This is a genomic window from Verrucomicrobiota bacterium (genome assembly GCA_016871675.1).
Classification (GTDB): domain Bacteria; phylum Verrucomicrobiota; class Verrucomicrobiia; order Limisphaerales; family VHCN01; genus VHCN01.
Map to the genome: position 1 here is coordinate 1 of VHCN01000049.1, position 20,391 is coordinate 20,391.

The 20,391-nt window shown below is 64.4% G+C and carries 15 protein-coding genes, 1 tRNA gene and 1 other RNA gene; 8 read left to right on the forward strand and 9 right to left on the reverse strand.

The annotated features are described in order from the left end of the window. The first annotated feature begins 553 nt into the window (after positions 1–553). Complete coding sequence (locus FJ386_10875) at positions 554–1,630, forward strand: ribonuclease D (protein ID MBM3877210.1); 1,077 nt, start codon at positions 554–556, stop codon at positions 1,628–1,630. A 29-nt stretch (positions 1,631–1,659) separates the two neighbouring features. Here FJ386_10875 and FJ386_10880 read toward each other — a convergent pair whose 3' ends face one another. From FJ386_10880 to FJ386_10900, 5 genes are all read right to left on the reverse strand, one after another. Continuing rightward, on the reverse strand, positions 1,660–2,871 hold the full coding sequence (locus FJ386_10880) for a class I SAM-dependent rRNA methyltransferase (protein MBM3877211.1): 1,212 nt from the start codon (positions 2,869–2,871) through the stop codon (positions 1,660–1,662). A gap of 88 nt (positions 2,872–2,959) precedes the next feature. After that, positions 2,960–3,256: a 4a-hydroxytetrahydrobiopterin dehydratase gene (locus FJ386_10885; protein ID MBM3877212.1), complete on the reverse strand. Its 297-nt coding sequence runs from the start codon at positions 3,254–3,256 to the stop codon at positions 2,960–2,962. A gap of 120 nt (positions 3,257–3,376) precedes the next feature. Beyond that, the gene (gene pnp, locus FJ386_10890) at positions 3,377–5,944 is read right to left on the reverse strand and encodes a polyribonucleotide nucleotidyltransferase (GenBank protein ID MBM3877213.1); all 2,568 of its coding nucleotides are present in this window, start codon (positions 5,942–5,944) and stop codon (positions 3,377–3,379) included. 210 nt (positions 5,945–6,154) lie between these two features. Further along, the gene (rpsO, locus tag FJ386_10895; GenBank protein ID MBM3877214.1) at positions 6,155–6,421 is read right to left on the reverse strand and encodes a 30S ribosomal protein S15; all 267 of its coding nucleotides are present in this window, start codon (positions 6,419–6,421) and stop codon (positions 6,155–6,157) included. Positions 6,422–6,540: 119 nt separating this feature from the next. After that, positions 6,541–6,616 (reverse strand) — tRNA-Ala (locus FJ386_10900). Between the two features lie 191 nt (positions 6,617–6,807). Between FJ386_10900 and FJ386_10905 the strand changes: the two genes are divergently transcribed. Continuing rightward, entirely contained in the window at positions 6,808–7,638 is an 831-nt protein-coding gene (locus tag FJ386_10905) for a sugar phosphate isomerase/epimerase (GenBank protein MBM3877215.1), read from the forward strand. Positions 7,639–7,694: 56 nt separating this feature from the next. Here the strand turns inward: FJ386_10905 and FJ386_10910 are convergent, their stop codons facing one another. The 4 genes from FJ386_10910 to FJ386_10925 form a co-directional block, all read right to left on the reverse strand. Then, positions 7,695–8,993: an MFS transporter gene (locus FJ386_10910; protein ID MBM3877216.1), complete on the reverse strand. Its 1,299-nt coding sequence runs from the start codon at positions 8,991–8,993 to the stop codon at positions 7,695–7,697. Between the two features lie 7 nt (positions 8,994–9,000). Beyond that, positions 9,001–9,978 (reverse strand): TIM barrel protein, encoded by a 978-nt coding sequence (locus tag FJ386_10915; GenBank protein MBM3877217.1) that lies wholly within the window; start codon positions 9,976–9,978, stop codon positions 9,001–9,003. 21 nt (positions 9,979–9,999) lie between these two features. Continuing rightward, positions 10,000–11,325, reverse strand: a complete 1,326-nt coding sequence (locus FJ386_10920; protein MBM3877218.1) for a 3-deoxy-D-manno-octulosonic acid transferase — start codon at positions 11,323–11,325, stop codon at positions 10,000–10,002. A gap of 76 nt (positions 11,326–11,401) precedes the next feature. After that, positions 11,402–12,679, reverse strand: a complete 1,278-nt coding sequence (locus FJ386_10925; GenBank protein MBM3877219.1) for a sodium:proton antiporter — start codon at positions 12,677–12,679, stop codon at positions 11,402–11,404. A 358-nt stretch (positions 12,680–13,037) separates the two neighbouring features. Here FJ386_10925 and FJ386_10930 point away from each other — a divergent pair, with 358 nt between their 5' ends. The 6 genes from FJ386_10930 (at position 13,038) to FJ386_10955 (ending at position 20,244) form a co-directional block, all read left to right on the forward strand. After that, entirely contained in the window at positions 13,038–15,506 is a 2,469-nt protein-coding gene (locus FJ386_10930) for a sodium-translocating pyrophosphatase (GenBank protein MBM3877220.1), read from the forward strand. 98 nt (positions 15,507–15,604) lie between these two features. Further along, positions 15,605–15,956, forward strand: a transfer-messenger RNA (tmRNA) gene (gene ssrA, locus FJ386_10935). 87 nt (positions 15,957–16,043) lie between these two features. Further along, the gene (locus tag FJ386_10940; protein ID MBM3877221.1) at positions 16,044–17,327 is read left to right on the forward strand and encodes an MFS transporter; all 1,284 of its coding nucleotides are present in this window, start codon (positions 16,044–16,046) and stop codon (positions 17,325–17,327) included. Positions 17,328–17,339: 12 nt separating this feature from the next. Beyond that, the gene (locus FJ386_10945; GenBank protein ID MBM3877222.1) at positions 17,340–18,137 is read left to right on the forward strand and encodes a phosphocholine cytidylyltransferase family protein; all 798 of its coding nucleotides are present in this window, start codon (positions 17,340–17,342) and stop codon (positions 18,135–18,137) included. Between the two features lie 18 nt (positions 18,138–18,155). Continuing rightward, positions 18,156–19,262: a cobalamin-independent methionine synthase II family protein gene (locus FJ386_10950; protein MBM3877223.1), complete on the forward strand. Its 1,107-nt coding sequence runs from the start codon at positions 18,156–18,158 to the stop codon at positions 19,260–19,262. Between the two features lie 70 nt (positions 19,263–19,332). Beyond that, the gene (locus FJ386_10955; protein ID MBM3877224.1) at positions 19,333–20,244 is read left to right on the forward strand and encodes a prepilin-type N-terminal cleavage/methylation domain-containing protein; all 912 of its coding nucleotides are present in this window, start codon (positions 19,333–19,335) and stop codon (positions 20,242–20,244) included. Positions 20,245–20,391 lie beyond the last annotated feature (147 nt).

Consider the following 20,391-nt stretch of genomic DNA (forward strand, 5'->3'; position numbering starts at 1 on the left):
CCGAGGATACGCCCGCGATTGAAGCGACCTCCGGCGGGGTCGAGATCCGCAATCTGATTTTGAAGGGCAATCCGATCGTGCCCGAAGGCAAGAAGCCCATCGCGGGAATTCGCTTCTACACGGACGATGCCATCGGCAAGCGGCATCCGCACCAGATGAGCTTTGAGACAGACATGATGCCGCCTAACCAGGGCGCTGCAGGGAACAGCCTCTCCGCCGTCCTTTCGAGCATCGCGGGCAAATCGTGGGCGCACCGTCCGCTCCACCGCCGCGAATCACACACCTGCCGCCGCAGCCGCCATCGCGGATCATGCCAAAGGGCAGTCCGCCGGCGACGCGGCCATCTGCCGGGTGTTGCGGCAGGGGATTGACGCGAAGATTCTGCGTCGCTGGCTCAAGCATGCTCGAACGAGCGTTTTCGACAGCGTGGGCTTCTTCAAGAAACTCAGGGAAGAGCAAAGAGAGCGCGCGAAGTGACGGCGAGCGCGTTCGCCCACGACGGGCGCCGTGTTGATTCCAGGGCAGGTTCGATACCCGGTGCTGACATCCCGCGGTGTCGCGCTACACTCGCCGCGTGATTGGAACCGCCGCCGCGCTCGCCGCGCTGCTTCCGCGCCTCAGCGCCGCCGAGTGGCTCGCCCTCGACACCGAGGCCGACAGCCTTCACGCCTACCCGGAAAAAATCTGCCTCATCCAGATCAGCATCGCGGGGGCGGATGAACTCGTCGACCCGCTCACGGGCATCGAACTGAATCCGCTGTGGGCGGCGTTGCGCGGTCGCGGGTTGATTCTGCACGGGGCGGACTACGATCTGCGGCTGTTCCACGAGCACCACCGGTTCCGTCCGCATGAAGTTTTCGACACGATGATCGCCGCGCGACTCGCGGGCGTGGAGCGGTTCGGGCTCGGCGATCTGGTGGAGCTTTTCCTCGGGGTGAAACTGGACAAGGCCCCGCAGAAGGCCAACTGGGCGATGCGGCCGCTTTCCCAGCGCCTGCTCGACTACGCGCGGCGCGACACGCATCACCTGAAGGCGCTGTCCGACATGCTCATCACGCGCCTGCGCGAGCAAGGTCGTCTTGGTTGGTGCGAGGAATCCTGCGCGAAGCTCGTTGCAGATTGCGCGCGCGATCCGGTGGTGGACGAGGACGAGGTCTGGCGGCTCAAGGGAAGCGGCCGGCTCAGCCGCCCCGCGCTCGCGGTGTTGCGGGAGGTCTGGCACTGGCGCGAGCGCGAGGCGCTGGCGTGGAACCGGCCGCCGTTCTTCGTGCTGATGCACGACTTGGTCGTGTCTGTCGCGAACGCGGCGGCCCACGGAGGGCCGTGGGAGGATTTCCTGCCGCGACGCTGGCCGCCGCGGCGGTTCGAATCCTTGCGCGAGGCCGTGCGACGCGGACTCGCCGCGCCGCACGACCGGCAACCGGCGCAAGTCCGGCATGTGGCGCGTCATCCAACGGCTGCGGAGAAACGACGGTTCGAGGAACTCAAGCTTCGCCGCGACCGGAAGGCGGGCGAGTTGCGGATTGATCCGACGCTGATCGCGAGCCGCGTGACGCTGGACGAACTCGCGCGCGGCGGAGACGCGGCTTGGGCCGGGTTGATGTGCTGGCAGCGGGAGTTGCTGCGGTAGCGCGCCGGCGCCGGGGCGCTGGGGGCGGATCACCGCACAATCTCGAAGGCGTAGCCTTTCAAATACTCCGACTCAGGGATCATCGGGATCACCGGATGGTCGGGCGGTTGATTGAAGACAGCGACGCGGCGGAGGATGCGCTGGCGGTCGTAGGCGGCGGACAGGATGGTGTCCATGAACAACTGCGTCGAGACGTGGTGCGAGCAGCAGAATGTCGCGAGTATGCCGCCGGGCTTGAGCAGTTGCAGCGCGCGGACGTGGATTTCCTTGTAGCCGCGCAAAGCGTTCGGGACGGTTTCTCGTGTGCGCGTGAAGGACGGGGGGTCGAGGATGATGGCGTCCCAGCGCGGGATCAGCTTTTCGTTGGGCCTGGCCACGGTGTGTGCCTTGAGCCAGTCGAACACGTTTGTCGCCTCAAACGAGCATTTTTCAGTGAGGTCATTTGCGCTGGCATTGGCCCGAGCGACCGCCAGCGCATCGTCGCTTTGGTCGAGTCCCAGCACGTGCGCCGCGCCGGCGCGCGCCGCGTGCAGGGCGAATCCGCCGTGGAAGGTGAAGCAGTCGAGGACCTGGCTGCCGGGCCGCTGCCCGATGAGTCTGGCCACCGCCTCGTAGTTGAGCTGCTGGTCGAGGTAGAGCCCGGTCTTGTGTCCCGCGGTGAGGTCAGCGGCGAACTTGAGCCCGTTGAGGCCGACGGTCACCTGCGTCACGGCGCGCCCGACCAGCACGGCGGAGGCGTCCTCCATGCCTTCGAATTTCCGCGCCGCGAGGTCGTTGCGCTCGATGACGGCGCGCGGGTTCAGCACGGCGCGCAACGCGACGCTGATTTCCTTCTTGCGCTGATCCATGCCGAGCGAGGACACCTGCATCACGAGCACGTCCTCGTATTTGTCCACGATGAGGCCGCTGAGGAAGTCGCCCTCGGCATTGACGACTCGAAAGCTGGTCGCGCCCGGCATGTGGCGCTGGCGGACGGAAAGCGCGGCGCGGATGCGTTCCTCGAAGAACGCGGCGTTTGCCTCCACGCGGTCGTGTGCGAGGATGCGCACTGCGATCTTGGCCTTGGAGTTGAAAAACCCCACGCCGAGCATGCGCTGGCGGTGGTCCTTGACCTGCACGAGCTGGCCCTCGTCGGGCGGCTGCGTGACGCGGAGGACGGAGTTCGCGTAAACCCACGGATGGCCGGCGATGATGCGGTCGGCCTCGCCCGGGCGAAGGAGGATGGTCGGGAGTGATGTCATGGATTGTAAACAGTGACGGACGGTTGAGAGCCCGCATGGACTGCACTCGCGCGCGGGGCTCATTCGCGCGCACGGTGACGGGCGTCGGCTAGGCGGCCTTGAACCGGGACGCGAGCCGATCGATCCGGCTCGCGAGGCCGAAGTCCTTCGCGGTCAAGCCGCCCTCGCTGTGCGTCGAGAGTGCAAGGGTGACCTGGTTCCAGCGGATGTCGATGTCCGGGTGGTGATTGGCTTTCTCTGCCGCGACGGCAACGGCGTTGACAAACTTCATCGCGGCAACGAAGTCCGCGAACTCGCATGAGCGGACGATGTTGCGGCCGCTCTTGCGCCATGCTGGAACCAAAGCGAGAGCGACCTTGAGTTCGGATGCGTTGAGACGGGGCATCGGCGAGTGTTCAGGGTTTAGTATTCGGTGAGGACAGGGTTCGAGTGTCAGTGCCGCATGCCGGTTTGGTTCGAACATCCGGCTGCGGACACTGAACATCGAATACGAATGTTCCGGGAGCTACTGCGGCTGCGCTTCGGCCTCGGGGGCGGGCGTCACGGCTGGCGCGCCCCCGGCTTTTTCGCGCTCTTCCATCGCGGCCTTGCGGCTGAAGCGCAAGCGGCCGCGCTCGTCGTTGCCGAGGCATTTGACGGGGATTTCGTCGCCGACCTGCACGACTTCATCGGCGCGCTTGGGGCGGAAGTTCGCAAGTTCGCTGATGTGGCAGAGGCCTTCCTTGCCGGGGAGGTATTCGACGAAGACTCCAAAGTCTTTGATCGAAATCACCTTGGCGCGGTAGATTTTTCCTTCCTCGGCTTGCGGACCGGATTCCTCGCCGTTGGATTCCTTGCGGTCGCGCCCGCCGCGTCCGCCGCGATCGCCTCGGTCACGGCCGCGCGGGCCGCGGTCGCCTCGGTCGGGCCGGTCGCCCGAGGGTTCGCCGGAGTCGGGGCCTTCGGTCGGCGCGCCCATGCTCTCGCCGCGCTCGATCATCGCCGCCTTGCGGCTGAGGCGCACGCGGCCCTTTTCATCGACGCCGAGGCACTTGACCCAGATGTCGTCGCCCATTTTGACGATGTCCTCGGTCTTGCGCACGTGGAAGTCGGCGAGTTCGCTGACGTGGACGAGGCCGTCCTGGCCGGGGAGGAATTCGACGAAGCAGCCGAAGTCCTTGATGGTGACGACGCGGCCCTTGTAGATCTTGCCGATCTCGGCTTCGGCGGACATGCCTTCGATCTGCTCGCGCGCGATGGCCAGGCCCTCGGCGCTGATGGAGTAGATGTTGACCGTGCCGTCGTCCTCGATGTTGATCTCGCAGCCGGATTCCTCGACGAGGCGCTTGATGTTCTTGCCGCCGGGCCCGATGAGGGCGCCGATTTTTTCGGGGTTGATCTTGAGGGTGACGATGCGCGGGGCGTATTGGCTGAGTTCGGTGCGCGGGGCGGCGATGATCTTCGCCATGTCGGCGAGGATTGAGAGGCGGGCGATGCGGGCCTTTTCGACGGCTTCGGCCATGATGTCCATGGGCAGGCCGCGGAGTTTGAGGTCGAGTTGGAAGCCGGTGATGCCTTTGTCGGTGCCGGCGATCTTGCAGTCCATGTCGCAGAAGGCGTCTTCCCAGCCGATGATGTCGGTGAGCAGTCGGTAGCGGGCGATCTTGTCGGAATCATCGTGCTCGGTGCAGATGCCGACGCTGATGCCGGCGACGGGCCGGGTGATGGGGACGCCGGCGTCCATGAGCGCGAGCGTCGCGCCGCAGACGGAGGCCATGGAGGTGGAGCCGTTGGACTCCATGATTTCGCTGGTGACGCGGACCGCGTAGGGGAAGTTCGCGAACGGAACGACCGGCTCGACGCTGCGTTCGGCGAGCGCGCCGTGCCCGATCTCGCGGCGGCCGGGACCGCTGATGCGGCCGGTCTCGCCGACGGAGAAGTTCGGGAAGTTGTAGTGGAGGATGAACTGCTTCTTGGTGGTGCCACCGGTCCACGCGTCGAATTCCTGGGAATCCTCGGTCGTGCCGAGGGTGACGAGCGTAATCGCCTGTGTTTCGCCGCGGCAAAACATGGCCGAGCCGTGGGCGCGCGGGAGCAGGCCGACTTCGCCGGAGATGGGGCGAATCTGCTCGCTGTTGCGTCCGTCGAGGCGCTTGGCGTCGTCGAGGATGAGCTTCCGGACGGCTTCCTTTTGGATGTAGTAGAAGGCGTTGCTCACGACGAAGTCGTTGATGACTTCCTCGCCGTGCTTTTCCTTGAGCTTGGCGCCGACTTCGTTGGAGATGGCCTTGCAGGCGGCTTCGCGGTTGAGTTTGCCGGGGGTGAGGAGCGCGGGAACCATGCGGTCGCCCGCGAGCCCCTTGGCTTCCTGGAGGATTTCCTCGGGGACGATGGTGACGGTGATGTCGCGCTTCTTCTTGCCGGCCTTGGCGGCGAGTTCCTGCTGCGCGGCGATGAGCGGCTGGCAGCAATCGTGCGCGAACTTGAGCGAGGCCATGAAGTCGGCCTCCGGGATTTCCTTCGCGGAGCCTTCATACATGACCACATCCGTGGCGTTGCCGACGTAGACGAGGTCGAGGTCGCTCTCGGCCTGCTGGGAGTGGGTGGGGTTGGCGATGAATTGGCCGTTGACGCGGCCGACGCGCACGGCTCCGAGCGGTCCGGCCCACGGGATGTCGCTGACTGACAGCGCGGCGCTTGCGCCGACGATGGAGAGGATGTCCGGGTCGTTCTCGCCGTCTGCTGACAGCAGCACGGTTTGGACCTGGACTTCATTATACCAGCCCTTCGGGAAGAGCGGACGGATGGGGCGGTCGGTGAGGCGGCAGGTGAGGATTTCCTTTTCAGTGGGGCGGCCTTCGCGTTTGAAGTAGCCGCCGGGGAACTTGCCGACGGCGGCGGCCTTCTCGCGATAGTCCACCGTGAGCGGGAAGAAATCCTGCCCTGGCTTGGCTTTGGTGGCGGCGACGGCGGCGACGATGACGATCGTGTCGCCGAGTTGAACTGTAACGGCGCCGTCGGCCTGCTTGGCGAGTTTGCCGGTTTCGATGTGGATTTGGGCTTGTCCGACTTGGACGCTGACTTTCTCTGGCATTGTGGTTTGGATGCGCCCCCCGGCCTTGAGTGACTTCAGTGAGCACCTGACCAATGCGGGTGCTGAGTGAAATGACTCCGGCCGGTGGGCGCGTTTGGTGGGCGACTGTTGTTTTGGGTTGAGGGATTGGTCCCGGGTCGCTCGATTCCGGGGAAATCCGATGCCGCAGCAGGGGAACGCCATCGGGGCGGGCTGCCGCGGCAAAATGGGTTAGCGGCGCAACTTGAGCTTCTTGGTGATGGCCGTGTAGCGGCTCGAGTCGGTGTCGTGCAAATAGTCCAGCAGGCGGCGGCGCTGGCCGACCATCTTGAGCAGGCCGCGGCGGGAGCTGTGGTCCTTGACGTTTCCTTGCAGGTGCTGGGTCAGGTGGTTGATGCGCTCGGTGAGCAGGGCGATTTGAACGTCGGCCGACCCGGTGTCTTGCTCGTGAACGCGGAAATCTGCAATCAGTTTGTTCTTGATCGTCGTGGTGTTCATACAGGTCGGCAGTTCGATAAGGGGCGCCAGAATAGGGAGGTGCCTGGGTGGTGTAAAGCAATTCCTCCGAAAAACTGCCCGGGCGACCAGGGAGCTTGCGGCTGCCTTGCGCCCTGATTTGGTGGAGCCGAGGAGGCTCGAACTCCTGACCCCCACAATGCCATTGTGGTGCTCTACCAACTGAGCTACGACCCCAAATCCAAAAAGCGCGGCCAATCTAGTGAGCGCACTCCGGAAGTCAAAAGGAAATTCCCCCGGGCCGCGCTTTCGCCCGTCACGCACTCGCTCACGCGCCCCGCAAGTCTCTGTGCGCATTGGCCCGGGTGATTTTTCGCTTTTGCCTGCCAGGGGTTTGGCGTTCAATCCCGCCAGCCCTCGACCGCATCATGAAACTTCGACGAATCGCCGCCGGATTGCTGGCGCTCATCGCCGCGTTCGCCATTGCCGCCCCCGCCCCCGCCGCGGATTACCAACCGACGGTCGGCTTGCAGACGTGGACGTGCCGCAACATGAATTTCGACCAGGTCGTCGAGTTCGCCGTGAAGCACAACCTCAAGCAAATCCAGATGATCGGCAATCACATGAGCCCGGCGGCGCCGCGCGAGGAGACGCTCCGCAAGAAGGCCGTGCTCGATGCGAAGGGGCTCACGTGTTACACGTTCGGCGTGGCGGGCACGTCGGCGAACAAGGAGGAGAACCGGAAGCTGTTTGAGTTCGCCAAGCTCATGGGCATCAAGGTCATCATCGTCGAACCGAAGAACGACGCGGCGCTGTGGGACGGCCTGGAGGAGTTGGTGAAGGAATACGACATCAAGCTGGCCATCCATAACCACGGGCTCGAGTCCGTCTACGGCTCGCCGGAGAAAGTGTGGTCCGTGCTCAAGAACCGGGACAAGCGGATCGGTGTGTGCATGGACGTCGGCCACATCACGGGCGCGGGCTTCGACGCCGCGAAGGCGTTCCGCGAATACGGGGGACGCGTTTACGACATCCACCTCAAGGACAAGAAGTCGGAGAAGACCGCCGACGGCAAGAAGGTCATCCTGGACGTGATGGTGGGCACGGGCGAGGCGAACTACGCGGGGTTGCTGGCCGAGTTGAAGAAGGCGAAGTGGCCAGGCGTGATGGCGATCGAGACGGACAACGCGACCTTCGCAAAGGAGCCGACCGAGTTCGTCGCGGGTGCCATCAAGTTCGTGAAGGAGAACGCGAAGTAGTGTTCGCGCAAGAGCCCGCCCTCCGGTGAAGTCGGACATCGCGGCGCGCGCCGGGATCACGGTTTCGGGGCGCCGAGCACGGGTTTGGTGGCGTCGAGCCCGAGCGCGAGCACACTGTAAGTGAAGAGTGCCCCCGCGCAGACCATGAAGACGATGCGCTGTCCGGCCTCGCCGCTTTGGCCGAGCTTCATCAACTCCGGCACGAGCATCGACATCGCGGATGCGCCGAGGTTGCCCCACATGTTGCCCCAGCCGAACGCCGCGGCTGTCGCGCGTCCGCCCACATCCTGCATGAACGCCCAGATCGCGGGATTTCCCATGTCCACCGCGAACGACACGACGGCGCAGCACGCGACCACGCCCCACGCGGAATCCATCCGGAGGCACACGAGATAGGCCGAGCCGGCGAGCAGCCCCGAGGCGGACATCGGCAGCACGCGTCCCCACCGCAGGCCGAAGGTGCGCACACTCAAGTCCGCGAGCCAGCCGCCGATGAGTTGCCCGGCCATTCCGAACGCCAGCGCGATGGTCACCATCCGGCCTCCGTCCACGTCCTCAACGCCCTTGTGTTCCTTCAGGTAGATCGGCAGCCACGTCACGAGGAACACCCATCCGACGTTTACGAGCCACTGACCTGCTGCGTTCAACCACAGGCTCCGGCTGCGGCAGAACGCCCAGAGCATCGAGAACAGTTCGCGCGGTGGCACGGGCTTCTCGACGGGAGGCTGGCCGATGAGCGCGCGCTCGGCCGGGTTGCAACCGGGATGTTCCTCCGGCCGGTCGCGGACGATCCGCCAGTAAATCGCGGCGATGACCAACCCGATGGCGGCGTCCACCCACAACGGCCGCCGCCAGTGTCCGAGCGCCACGACCATCCACGCCGTGAGGAATGGCGCCAGCGTGCCGCCCATCCTCCCACCCAGCGCGACCAGTGAACTCGACTTGGCGCGCGACGTGAGGGGAATCCACCGCCGGATCACCGCGCCGCTTGCGGGATACGCGCCCGCCTGCGCCGCGCCGCACAGCAGGCGCATCGCCATCAATCCCGTGAAGCTCGACACCAACCCGGTGAAGCCCGTGAACACCGACCACAGCACGATGTAGGCGGTGAGCATTTTGCGCGCGCCGAAGCGGTCGCTCGCCCAGCCCGCCGGCACTTGAAACAGCGCGTAGGAAAGAAAGAACGCCCCCATCACGCGGCCGATTTCCTCCTTCGTCAGCATCACATCGCCCTTGAAGGACGCCGACTTCACAATCTCCGCGAGGCAGATGCGGTCAAGGTAGAGGATGAACGCCATCATCATGCTCACCGCAATGATGCGGTGGCGCACGTTGGAGGGCGTGGACGGACTCATGGCGCAGTCAGGCAGAGCCGGAAACACCGGCGCGCTTCTCCGTCGCCTGGATCAATCCCCGCATGTAACCGTAGGCGAACAGTCGTCCGAGCATGGTGTAACCGGGTTCGCCGTCCTCCTCACCGATGAGTTGCGGCACATGATCGGGCCGCATGGGGCCGGTGAAACCCGTCTCCCGATACGCAGCCATCGCGGCGACCATGTCCGTCGGCCCGTCATCGTGGAAGGTCTCGACAAACTGCGCCGGCCCTCGGCCCCGCACGTCGCGGAAGTGCACGTAGCGAATGTGCGGCCCAAGCCGGCGGATCGTGGCGGGAATATCCACACCCATCGCGGCAAACGTGCCCTGGCAAAAACAAATCCCGTTGTTCCGGCTGGGCACCAGGCGGACAAGACGTTCAAAACTCTCGACGCAATTCAGGATCCGCGCCTTCCCGCGGAACTCCGGCAGTGGCGGATCATCCGGATGCATCGCGAGCATCACCCCGCATTCCTCGGCCACCGGAATCACTTCGACAAGAAACCGCTCGAGGTTCTTCCACAGGGATTCCGCCGACACCCGCTCGGAGTCGATGACGGACGCCGTCGCACTCAACGACACGGCGCGCTCCGCTGCTGCGAGGTTGAACTCCGTCACACGCGCCCCACCGCGCGCGGGGACATCCAGCCGGGTGCGGACCCAGTCTGTGCCCGCCATGAAGTTGGTGCAGAGGATCGGCACACCGAGCCGGCCCATCTGGCGGATGAGCGCCTTCATCGCGGCCAACCCGGTGCCGTCGTCGCGTCCGACCTTCAGCCGCTCGATGGGAAGAAAGCCTTCAACAATGGCCAGCCGGAGTCCGTGGGATTCGATCCGCTGTTTGACGGCGAGCAGGTCTGCCTCTGCGGGTCCGGGGTAACGGATGGTGATGTCCTCCACGCCGCACTGCGCCGCAAGCGTCAAGTGGTAGTCGCTCAGCGGGGTGAGAACGGAAGCAAGGCGCATGGAGTCAAATGGATGAAGTGCTTACGGTCGCGGCCCCCTGTGCGCCGGTGGCGCGATATGCTCCACGATCATCTCCACGGTGCGATCGACGGCGCCCTGGTTTTCGCGCACGACGTTCAGCGCGCTCATTCCCAGCGCGAGGCGGCGCGGTTCGTCGCGGAGCAGCGCGGCGATTTCCGTTTCCAACGCGGGGGCATCGGGCACTTGCACGGCACCGCCGGCTTTCACAAAGGCGTCTGCAATGCCGGGAAAGTTCTCCATGTGCGGGCCGAACAGCATCGCCTTGCCGAGCGCGCCCGGCTCGATGGGGTTCTGCCCGCCCTCGGCCGTCAGGCTCTTGCCGACGAAAATGACCGTGGCGTGCTCGTAGAAATACTTGAGCTCGCCGGTCGTGTTCACGAGCAGACATTCGAGCGAACCGGGCGCGAACTGGCGCCCGGCCGTGAGATCCGTGCGGAACGCGAACTTCACGCCGCGCGACGTGAGTTCCTCGCCGACGGATTGGCCGCGCTCCATGTGGCGCGGCACGAGCACGAGAAACAGGTCGGGGCATTCGCGTCGCAACCTCGGCAGCATCTCCGCGAGCAGCGCCTCCTCGCCTGCGTGCGTGCTGCCGGCCACGAGCAGGCTCGCGCCCGCGCGCGCACCGAGCTGGGTCAGCAGCGCGGGCACGTCAAGGTGGCGTCGCGTGTCGGGCCTCGCCGCGTCGAACTTGAGGTTGCCCACGACGCGGATGGCCTCCGGCCGGCAGCCGAGTTCGCGCAGCCGGGCCGCGTCGGATTCGTTCTGCGCGCCGACGCCGGTGAACGAGGCGAAGATGTTCCGGAACAGGAATCCGAACCGTTTGTAACGCGGGAACGAGCGGGGCGAGAGCCGGGCGTTCACGAGGAAGAGCGGCACTCCGCGGTCGCGCACGCGCCAGAGGAAGTTGGGCCAGATCTCCGCCTCGACGAGCACGACGGCGCGCGGGTTGATGAGGCCGAGCGCGCGCTTCACGGGCCCGCGGAGGTCCACGGGGTAGTAAAGCCTCAGGATGTGCGGCGGGAGTTTCCTTTCCAGTTCGCCCATGCCGGTGGTGGTGGTGGTGGTGACGACGAACTTGTGCAGCGGCAGGCGCGGCTCGAGCGCGGCGATGAGCTGCGTGCAGAGGTTGACCTCGCCGACGCTGACGGCGTGGAGCCAGAGCGTGTGGCTGTTGGTAAGCGCCTGCTTGACGCGCCCCTCGTAGCGGCCGAAGCGCTGCCCGAAGTTGCGCCGCCAGTTGCCGCGCCGCCGCATCTTCCAGAAGTAATACGGCGCGCTGAGCACGAAGAAGGCGATGAAGAGCAGATTGTAGAGCGCGCGCATGCGGACGGCGGCAACTTTGCACCTCGGACCTCGAACTGTGAACCTCGAACTGCCGGTGAAGACCACCCGGCCGCGTTCACCCCCGGAAGAACAGCAGCCACACGACAATGAGCATCGGCAGCATGAACGGCAGCGTGAACCTGAACACGTAGCCAAGGAAGGTCGGCGTGTGGACCTTTTGCTGATCGGCGATGGCTTTGACCATGAAGTTCGGGCCGTTGCCGATGTAAGTGTTCGCTCCGAAGAACACCGCGGCGACGCTGATGGCGACGAGCAGGCTGTTGAACCCGGGCTCCGCCATGAGGCGCGCGAACGCCGCCTTGTCCTCCAGCGCCGGCCCCGCCGCCGCGCTGAGGAAGCTCAGATACGTCGGCGCGTTGTCCAGCATGCTGCTGAGCGTGCCGCTGCCCCAATAGAAAAGCGACGCGGTCGGTGCGCCGAAGGACTTCGCGTTCGCGCCGAGCCAGTCCAGTGCGGGCATCATCGTTGCGAAGATGCCGACGAACAGGATCGCGACTTCCTGAATCGGGTGAAAGTTGAAGTGGTTCGCCTCGTGAATGTGCTTCCTGGTCGCGAACCACGAGCCAGCCGCCGCCGCGACCATCAGCCCTTCGCGCAGGAATGGCGGGTGGTTGATGAACACCGCGCCGAGGATCACCGCGAGGAAGAACACGTTCACGCCGCCCTCGAAGCGCCACGTGTCCGCAGGCTCGGCGAGTTGCTCGCGCACGGCCTTTGGCGCGCGGAGGTAGTTGCGACGGTCCACCATGTAGAACATCACGAGCAGGATGCCGAGTCCCGTCGCCCACATCGGCCAGCAGTGTTCGGCCACCCACCAGAACGGCACGCCCTTCAAGTAGCCGAGGAACAGCGGCGGGTCGCCGATGGGTGTGAGGCAGCCGCCGACATTCGACACGATGAAAATGAAGAACACGACGTGGTGCGCGGTGACGCGATACTTGTTCATCCGCAGCCACGGCCGGATGAGCAGCATCGAGGCGCCGGTCGTGCCGAGGACGTTGGAGATGAGCGCGCCGAAGAGCAGGAAGAGCACGTTGTCCACGGGCGTGGCCTCGCCCTTCACGGTGATGTGGATGCCGCCGCTGACGACAAACAGCGAGCCGATGAGGCAGATGAAGCTGACATATTCGATGCCCGTGTGCAGCACACGCGCGTAGGCTTGGAGGCCGAAGAGGTAGTAGCCGAGCGTCACCGCGCCGAGCGCGTAGGCGACCTTCGGATAATGGCGCGTCCACCAACCGGCGAAGAGCAGCGGCGCCAGCGCGATCGTCGCGAGCAAGGCGACGAATGGCAGGATCATCCATGGGTTCGGATGGATGGCTTCCGCGAGCATGAGCGCGGCGAGGCTACGGGCACGGCGAAGAAGGGGTCAAACGGAAAGCTCCGACCGTGAGGAATTGGAGGCCGCCTGCTCTGGAAATTACGACGGATCCAAGGCGCCCGCCTGGACGAGAACCTTGCGCACGCGCGCGACGAGTTCGGGCGCCCCGAACTACCGGGACGAATACGATCCGAGGCTCGAGTCGGGGCGCCGCGCACGCGATCGCATGACGGGTGATTACGTTGAAGATTAGCGTCTCAGATCACGAGGCGCACCGGGGATGAAACCGCTTGACCGGTCGGTGTCTTTCGCTTACTTGCAACGCGGCATCGCGCCGAAGAATCACCCAACAAACTCATTGTCTCCACTCATGGCCAACGCAAAGCGCTTCCGGCTTGACCGGACTTCCGGTCTCCTCGCACTTGTCCTCTTGTCAGTCCTCGCCGCCAGTCCGGCGTTCGCGGGCGAGGCGGACATCAAGCTGCCTGACCTTTCGACGATTGAGTTCACGCTCTTCGGCAGCACGGTGACCGGCATGATGCTGCTGAACATCGGCCTGCTGATCTGCCTCGTCGGCACGGCCTTCGGAGTGATGCAGTATTTGCAGACGAAGGCGCTCCCCGTGCACCGGTCCATGGCGGCCGTTTCAGACATCATCTGGGAAACCTGCAAGACCTACCTCACGCAGCAGGGGAAATTCCTCGCGGTGCTGTGGGTGCTCATCGCGGCGTGCATGATCTACTACTTCGGCTTCCTTTCGCACAACTCGGCCGGAAACGTCGTCGTCATCCTGCTGGCTTCCATCCTCGGCATCCTCGGGAGTTACGGCGTGGCGTGGTTCGGCATCCGCATCAACACGCGCGCAAATTCCCGCGCGGCCTTCGCCTCGCTTCAGGGCAACCCGCTTCACACGCTTGGCATCTCGCTGCAATCCGGCATGAGCGTCGGCCTGCTGCTCGTCAGCGTCGAGCTGTTCTTCATGATCCTCATTCTCGCGTATCTGCCCTCGCACCTTGCGGGACCGTGCTTCATCGGCTTCGCCATCGGCGAGTCGCTCGGCGCGAGCGCGCTCCGCATTTGCGGCGGCATCTTCACCAAGATCGCCGACATCGGCGCGGACTTGATGAAGATCGTGTTCCAGCTGCCCGAGGACGATCCCAAGAACCCCGGCGTCATCGCGGACTGCACGGGCGACAACGCCGGCGATTCCGTCGGGCCGACGGCGGACGGATTCGAGACGTATGGCGTGACGGGTGTGGCGTTGATCGCGTTTCTTGCGCTGGCGCTGGCGCAACCCGCGCAGCAAGCAGCCTGCGGGCAGCTCATCGTGTGGCTGTTCGTGATGCGCATGTTGATGATCCTCACTTCCCTCGGCTCTTACTTCATCAATGACGTCGCCTCCAAGTCGCTCTTCGGCGCGAACAAGGACTTCGACTGGGAAGCGCCCCTCACCAATCTTGTGTGGCTGACGTCCATCTCGTCGGTCGTGGTCACGTTCGGCGCGAGTTACCTGCTGCTCGGCAGCTTCAAAGGCATGCCCGACCTGTGGTGGGTGCTCTCGATCATCATCTCGTGCGGCACGCTCGCCGGCGCGATCATCCCGGAATTCACGAAAGTCTTCACCAGCACCCACTCGCGGCATGTGAAGGAAGTCGTCACCGCGTCGCGTCACGGCGGCGCCTCGCTCAATGTCCTTTCCGGTTTGGTCGCGGGCAACTTCTCCGGCTTCTGGATGGGCCTCGTGATCATGGTGCTTATGCTCATCAGCTACGTGGCCGCGACTTACACCGGTTCTCCCGTGCTCCAGCTCATGCCGGATGTTGCGTTCGCCGCACCCATCTTTGCATTTGGACTCGTGGCCTTCGGGTTTCTCGGCATGGGCCCGGTGACCATCGCCGTGGACAGCTTTGGCCCGGTCACCGACAACGCGCAGTCGGTTTACGAACTGAGCCAGATTGAGTCGGTCCCGAACGTGAAAGAGGAGATCAAGAAGGACTTCGGTTTTGATGCCGACTTCGAACACGCCAAGCACGAACTCGAGAAGGGTGACGGCGCTGGCAACACCTTCAAGGCCACTGCCAAGCCCGTGCTCATCGGCACCGCCGTTGTCGGCGCGACCACGATGATTTTCGGCATCATCATGCTCCTCAAGAGCATCCCCGAATACAGCGCGGTGATTGAGAAACTCTCGCTCGTGCAACCCGAAGTCGTGATGGGCCTGGTCATGGGCGGCGCGGTGATTTACTGGTTCACCGGCGCGAGCACCCAAGCCGTCGTCACCGGCGCCTACCGCGCCGTCGTGTTTATCAAGGAAAACATCAAGCTCGACGCGTCGAAGGCCTCCATCGCGGATTCCAAGGAAGTCGTGAAGATTTGCACCGTCTACGCGCAGAAAGGCATGGTGAACATCTTCGTCGTCATCTTCTGCTTCTCGCTCGCGCTGCCCTTCTTCAACCCCTACTTCTTCATTGGCTACCTCATGGGCCTCGCATTCTTCGGGCTGTTCCAGGCCATCTTCATGGCGAACGGCGGCGGCGCATGGGACAACGCGAAGAAAATCGTCGAGGTGGACCTCCGCCAGAAGAACACGCCCCTCCACGCCGCCACCGTCGTCGGCGACACCGTCGGCGATCCCTTCAAGGACACCAGCAGTGTGTCCCTCAACCCCGTGATCAAGTTCACGACGCTCTTCGGCCTGCTCGCCGTCGAGATCGCCGTCGCCATGACCAATCAGACAGTCAAGTATGCCATCGGCGGCGTGTTTGCTCTTGTCGCGCTTGTCTTTGTTTACCGGTCCTTCTACGGGATGCGCATCCCCGAGGAGAGCATCAAGACGTAGCCCACAGCCGGTCACCCACCCGCGCACGTCATCAACCGACCGGTCAAGCGCGAGCCTTGACGCCGGGAGGCCCGAGGCCGATAGTCACGCCGCTGACCGGGGGCGCACTGGTTTCGACTTGGAAGATGCGCCAGAGGCGGCATGCCGAGGACGATGCGTTGGCCTCGTAAATCACCGCATCAAACATCAAAAGCTAACGACGAGTTGGCCCTCGCGGCTTAAGCCCCGCGACGTTCACCGGTGGACGCCTGCTTAACCGGATGAACGCCATAGCAGGATAGGTCGATGGCGGAGACTGCGCGACAGCGACCGAAACACTTTCATGCGGACTACGCTCTGGGATTCGAGTCCGGTCGTGATCCCAAAGCCGACAACCAACCCGGACTAAGCATGTAGTCGCGGCTGGCAATTCCTCCAAGGACGCGGGTTCAACTCCCGCCGCCTCCACCAGAATTTATCGAAGTTCTTGCGGACCGACTTCTGGCTTCCCCCCGCTGGCGTTGACGCGCAGGGCGCAATCCGGTTTGCTCCGGGCCGTTGAATCCCTCGGACGCCGCCAAATCCACCTCTTGTTTCCCCCCCGGCGGGAACTACGTGCTCTGGATTTTGTGGCTGACCTACGGCTCGTTTTACTTCTGCCGGAACAACCTCGGCGTCGCGCTGCCGGGCATTCAGACGGAGCTCGGGCTCGACAAGTCGCAACTTGGCGACGTGCTCATGGCGCTCAAGCTCGCCTATGGTGCGGGACAGTTCCTCAACGGCCAGCTTGCCGAGCGGTTTCCGCCACGGCGGCTGCTTGCGCTTGGCATGCTCCTGTCGGCCGCGCTGAACGTTGCGTTCGGGTTCGGTGCGGCGCTGTGGTTTCTCATCTTTGTGTGGGCGTGCAATGGTTACGTGCAGGCGCTCGGCTGGCCGCCGACGATGCGCGTCGCCGCGAACTGGTTCGAGCTGCATCACCGTGGCCGCGCCATCGGCATCATCGGGACGGGCTATCAGCTTTGCGGGGCGCTGACGTTTGTCGTCGCAGGCTGGGCCGCGGAGAAGTTCGGCTGGCGCGGCGCGCTCTACGTGCCGGCCGGGATTCTCCTGGCGAGCGCGCTGCACATGTGGTTCACGCTGGTAGAATCGCCCGGGGCGGCGGGCGCGACAGCAGCGGATCGGGCGTCGGATGTTTTATCCAAACCGGCCGCGACTTCCATCTGGCACAACATCGGGACGACGCTCTCGAACCCCGCCCTCTGGCTCGTCGCGCTCGCGCTCTGCCTGCTCGACGCATGCCGCTACGGTTTCACCGATTGGGGCGTCACGCACTTGAAGGAGGTGCAGGGCGCGACCGTGAGCGGCGCGGCGTTCAAGTATGCGGTGCTCCCGTTCGGTGGCATCGCGGGCGCATATCTATCCGGCTGGGCGACGGACCGGTGGTTTGGCGGTCGTCGCGCGCCGGTCATTTGTGTGCTGCTCGTGCTGCTCGGCCTGCTCTCGGTGGCCTATAACACCGTCATTCACTGGGGCATGGGCTCCTCGGTGACGATCCTCTTCCTCATCGGCTTTTGCATTTTCGGCCCGCAAGTCCTGCTCGTCGGCACGCTGCCCGTGGACCTCGCGCGGCGCGGCACGGCGGCGGCGGCGGCGGGCTTTGTGAATTTCATGGGCTACATGGGCGCGGCCGCGGGCGACAAGTTCACCGGCCACCTCGCGCAGGACCATGGATGGAAGTTCGCCGTGTGGTTCTGGGCGTGCTGCGCGTTCGCCGGCGCGGCAGTGATCGCATTCCTGTGGAACGCCGGGAGGAAGCCGGAGGCCGCGTCGTCCGCGCCGTGAAATCCACTTCCCATGGCGCCGTCCTCCGTGTTCCATCGCACCGTCACCATGCGGGCCATCCTGATTGCAGCGGGTCGCGGACGCCGGCTCATGCCAATGACGACGGACACGCCCAAGTGTTACGCCGAGGTCCACGGCCGCCGGTTGCTTGACTGGGCGCTGCGCGCGTTCGCGGGCGCGGGCGTGACGGACATCTGCTTCATCGGCGGTTATCAGATCGAAAAGGTCCGACGCGACTACCCGAAGTTCACGTTCCGCCACAATGCGGGATGGGAACACAACAACATCCTCGCCTCGCTCATGCACGCGGAGGACTTGATGGGCGAGGGCTTCATCTGCTGCTACTCGGACATCCTGTTCACGGCCGACGTCGTCCGCCGCGTGCTCGACTTGCGCGCCGACATCGCGCTCAGCGTGGACACGCGCTGGCTCGAACGCTACCAGCACCGCACGCAACATCCGCCCGACGACGCCGAGAAGGTCACCGCGCACAATGGTCACGTCACGCGCGTGCACCGCGGCATCGCCCCGCACGAGGCGCACGGCGAATACACGGGCATCGCGAAGTTCACGCCGGCCGGCGCCGCGCAGTTGCGCGACGCCTTTCACCTCGCGCGCTCGAAGCACGCCGGCAAACCGTTCCGTGAAGCCGCCGTGTTCGAGAAGGCCTACCTCATTCATCTCTTCCAGGAAATGATCGAGGGGGGCGCGACGTTCGCCCACGCCGACACGCCCGGCAGCTACATGGAAGTGGACACGCAGGAGGACTTCGAGCTCGCGCGCCTGCACTGGCGCGGGGACACGGATTGAGCAACCAAGATTTCGGCGATGAGCATTCTCTTCCCAACCTCCGTCGTCGGCTCGCTGCCGCGCCCGCCATTCGTCCTCGACCTCATCCACGGCCGCCCGCCGCTCGCGCCCGACGATTACGAGCGCCGCATGCAGGCCGCCGTCCGTTACGCCGTGGCGATGCAGGAGCACGCCGGGCTCGACGTCCTCACCGACGGCGAGTGGTGGCGCAAGTCCTACATCGGCGTCATCGCCGAGCTTGCGCGCGGCTTCGAGCTGGGCACGTTGCCCGACGGCCGGCCCTTCACGCTCGTCACCGACAAGCTCGCGCCGAAGACGCCCGGCTTCATCGCGCGCGAAGTCACCTTTCTCAAGACACTCACCAGGCGGCTCGTGAAATCCACGCTCCCTTCGCCCGCGCTGCTCGGCGAGCGCATGTGGTCGCCGGACCAATCCGCTCGCGCATATCCGAACCGCAACGACTTCGTGCGCGACTGCGTGCCCGTGCTGCGCCGGGAACTCGAGCTCATCCGCGACGCCGGCGCTGACATCGCGCAAATTGACGACCCGCACCTCTGCCTCTTCGTGGATCCCGCGGTGCGCGCGAAATACCCCGACCCGGACGCCGCCGCGGGCTTTGCCGTGGACATGATCAATGCGGTCGTGGACGGCGTGAAGGGCATCAAGCTCGCCGTGCACCTCTGCCGCCGGGCGGGCGGCCGAGCCCGTGGCGAAGTCGCGCACGAGGGCGGCTACGGCCCGATCCTCACGCACTTGAACCGGCTGAAGGTCCACCACCTCACCATGGAGTTCACGTCGCCCGCCGCCGGCGACAAGGCCGTGTTCCGCCAGCTCCGCGACGATTTCGAGATCGGCTTGGGCTGCGTCGGCGTGACGCCCGGCGTGGTGGATTCGGCCGAGACCATCGCGTCGCGCGTGCGCGAGGCGCTGAAGTTCCTGCCCGCCGACCGCATCACGCTGAATCCGGATTGCGGCTTCGCGCCCGGCTCCGGCGCCGTGGTGAGCATGGACGAGGCGTATCAGAAGCTCTGCAACGAAGTCGAAGCGGCGAGGATGCTGCGCGACGAGGCGGGCTCCCAAGCGGAGAGTCGCCCGATGGCCGTGAGGAGCAAACTGCGTGGTTGACTTCGTCGGCGCGGAGTTTATAAGAGATGCCAACCCAAGCTGCTCATCGGCAGCAAAATTTCCGACGCAAATGAGAACAACACACCGGCGCAGCCCTCTGGGGGAACCGTGTCGAAACGCACGCAACGGCTTCACACTGATCGAACTCCTGGTCGTCATCGCGATCATCGCGATACTGGCGGGCATGCTTTTGCCGGCGTTGTCCAAGGCGAAAGCAAAGTCGGCGGGCGCCAGATGCCAGGCGAATTTGAAGCAGTTGCAGCTTGGTTGGCATCTTTACACGGAAGATTTCGACGGTCGGTGCGTCGATAATATGGATTCGCCTGCACGAAGCTGGGTTCGCGGCAATTTGAACTTTACTGCGGGGAACGCCATCAACACCGACAAACTGTGCCTCATTGGCCGCGACGTGTTGGTTAACAATTATCCAAGTCCGTTGATTGGCAATGCGACGCCGACGAACGGGATGTTAGGCTCCTACGTGGGGTTTCAGCCCGGTGTCTTCAAGTGCCCCAGCGACAAGTCTCAAACGACGGTCGGCCCGCGGAATCGGAGCGTGTCGATGCTCCAAACCGTAGGCTGGAACGTGAACAACCGCAGTTGGGTCAACAATGCCTACCCAAACCCGCAGACTCCGTTCAAAGTTTACCGGCGGGTGGAGGACATGACCAAACCCACCCCCTCGGACTTGTTTGTCTTCTTGGATGAGCACCCGGACGGCATCAATGACGGTGGATTCGCAGTCCAGTGTATCCGAGACCAGGATATCGGTGGTGTCGCAAATTCTCAGATTATCGACTTCCCGGCTCCTTACCACAACTTGAACAGCGCATTCTCGTTTGCTGACGGCCACTCGGAGTTTCGCAAATGGACTGGCCCGGCAATCATGCCTGTCAAATATCAGGCGTCGGCGCCTATTGTAGTCGCAGGGCGCAATCCGGACTACTTGTGGCTACGCGATCACGCGTCGTCTGCAGATTAGTCGGTCGATGATGGTATCGGCGGCGTGCGGTTGACTGTCACAATTCCTAGCAGGGTGATGGGGATCAAAATGAAACAGTTCGTCTGCATCGGGACGTTGGCGGCGACGCTCGTCTTGGGCGCTTGTAGCAAACGTCCGGAGACATCG

What these genes read in the sequence shown, in the direction of transcription:
- FJ386_10920 (MBM3877218.1), bottom strand. Translation starts at nt 11,325, where the DNA reads ATGCGCGCGCTCTACAATCTGCTCTTCATCGCCTTCTTCGTGCTCAGC.
- FJ386_10925 (MBM3877219.1), bottom strand. Translation starts at nt 12,679, where the DNA reads ATGCTCGCGGAAGCCATCCATCCGAACCCATGGATGATCCTGCCATTC.
- FJ386_10955 (MBM3877224.1), top strand. Translation starts at nt 19,333, where the DNA reads ATGAGAACAACACACCGGCGCAGCCCTCTGGGGGAACCGTGTCGAAAC.
- rpsO (MBM3877214.1), bottom strand. Translation starts at nt 6,421, where the DNA reads ATGAACACCACGACGATCAAGAACAAACTGATTGCAGATTTCCGCGTT.
- FJ386_10880 (MBM3877211.1), bottom strand. Translation starts at nt 2,871, where the DNA reads ATGACATCACTCCCGACCATCCTCCTTCGCCCGGGCGAGGCCGACCGC.
- FJ386_10950 (MBM3877223.1), top strand. Translation starts at nt 18,156, where the DNA reads ATGAGCATTCTCTTCCCAACCTCCGTCGTCGGCTCGCTGCCGCGCCCG.
- FJ386_10945 (MBM3877222.1), top strand. Translation starts at nt 17,340, where the DNA reads ATGGCGCCGTCCTCCGTGTTCCATCGCACCGTCACCATGCGGGCCATC.
- pnp (MBM3877213.1), bottom strand. Translation starts at nt 5,944, where the DNA reads ATGCCAGAGAAAGTCAGCGTCCAAGTCGGACAAGCCCAAATCCACATC.
- FJ386_10910 (MBM3877216.1), bottom strand. Translation starts at nt 8,993, where the DNA reads ATGAGTCCGTCCACGCCCTCCAACGTGCGCCACCGCATCATTGCGGTG.
- FJ386_10915 (MBM3877217.1), bottom strand. Translation starts at nt 9,978, where the DNA reads ATGCGCCTTGCTTCCGTTCTCACCCCGCTGAGCGACTACCACTTGACG.
- FJ386_10930 (MBM3877220.1), top strand. Translation starts at nt 13,038, where the DNA reads ATGGCCAACGCAAAGCGCTTCCGGCTTGACCGGACTTCCGGTCTCCTC.
- FJ386_10905 (MBM3877215.1), top strand. Translation starts at nt 6,808, where the DNA reads ATGAAACTTCGACGAATCGCCGCCGGATTGCTGGCGCTCATCGCCGCG.
- FJ386_10885 (MBM3877212.1), bottom strand. Translation starts at nt 3,256, where the DNA reads ATGCCCCGTCTCAACGCATCCGAACTCAAGGTCGCTCTCGCTTTGGTT.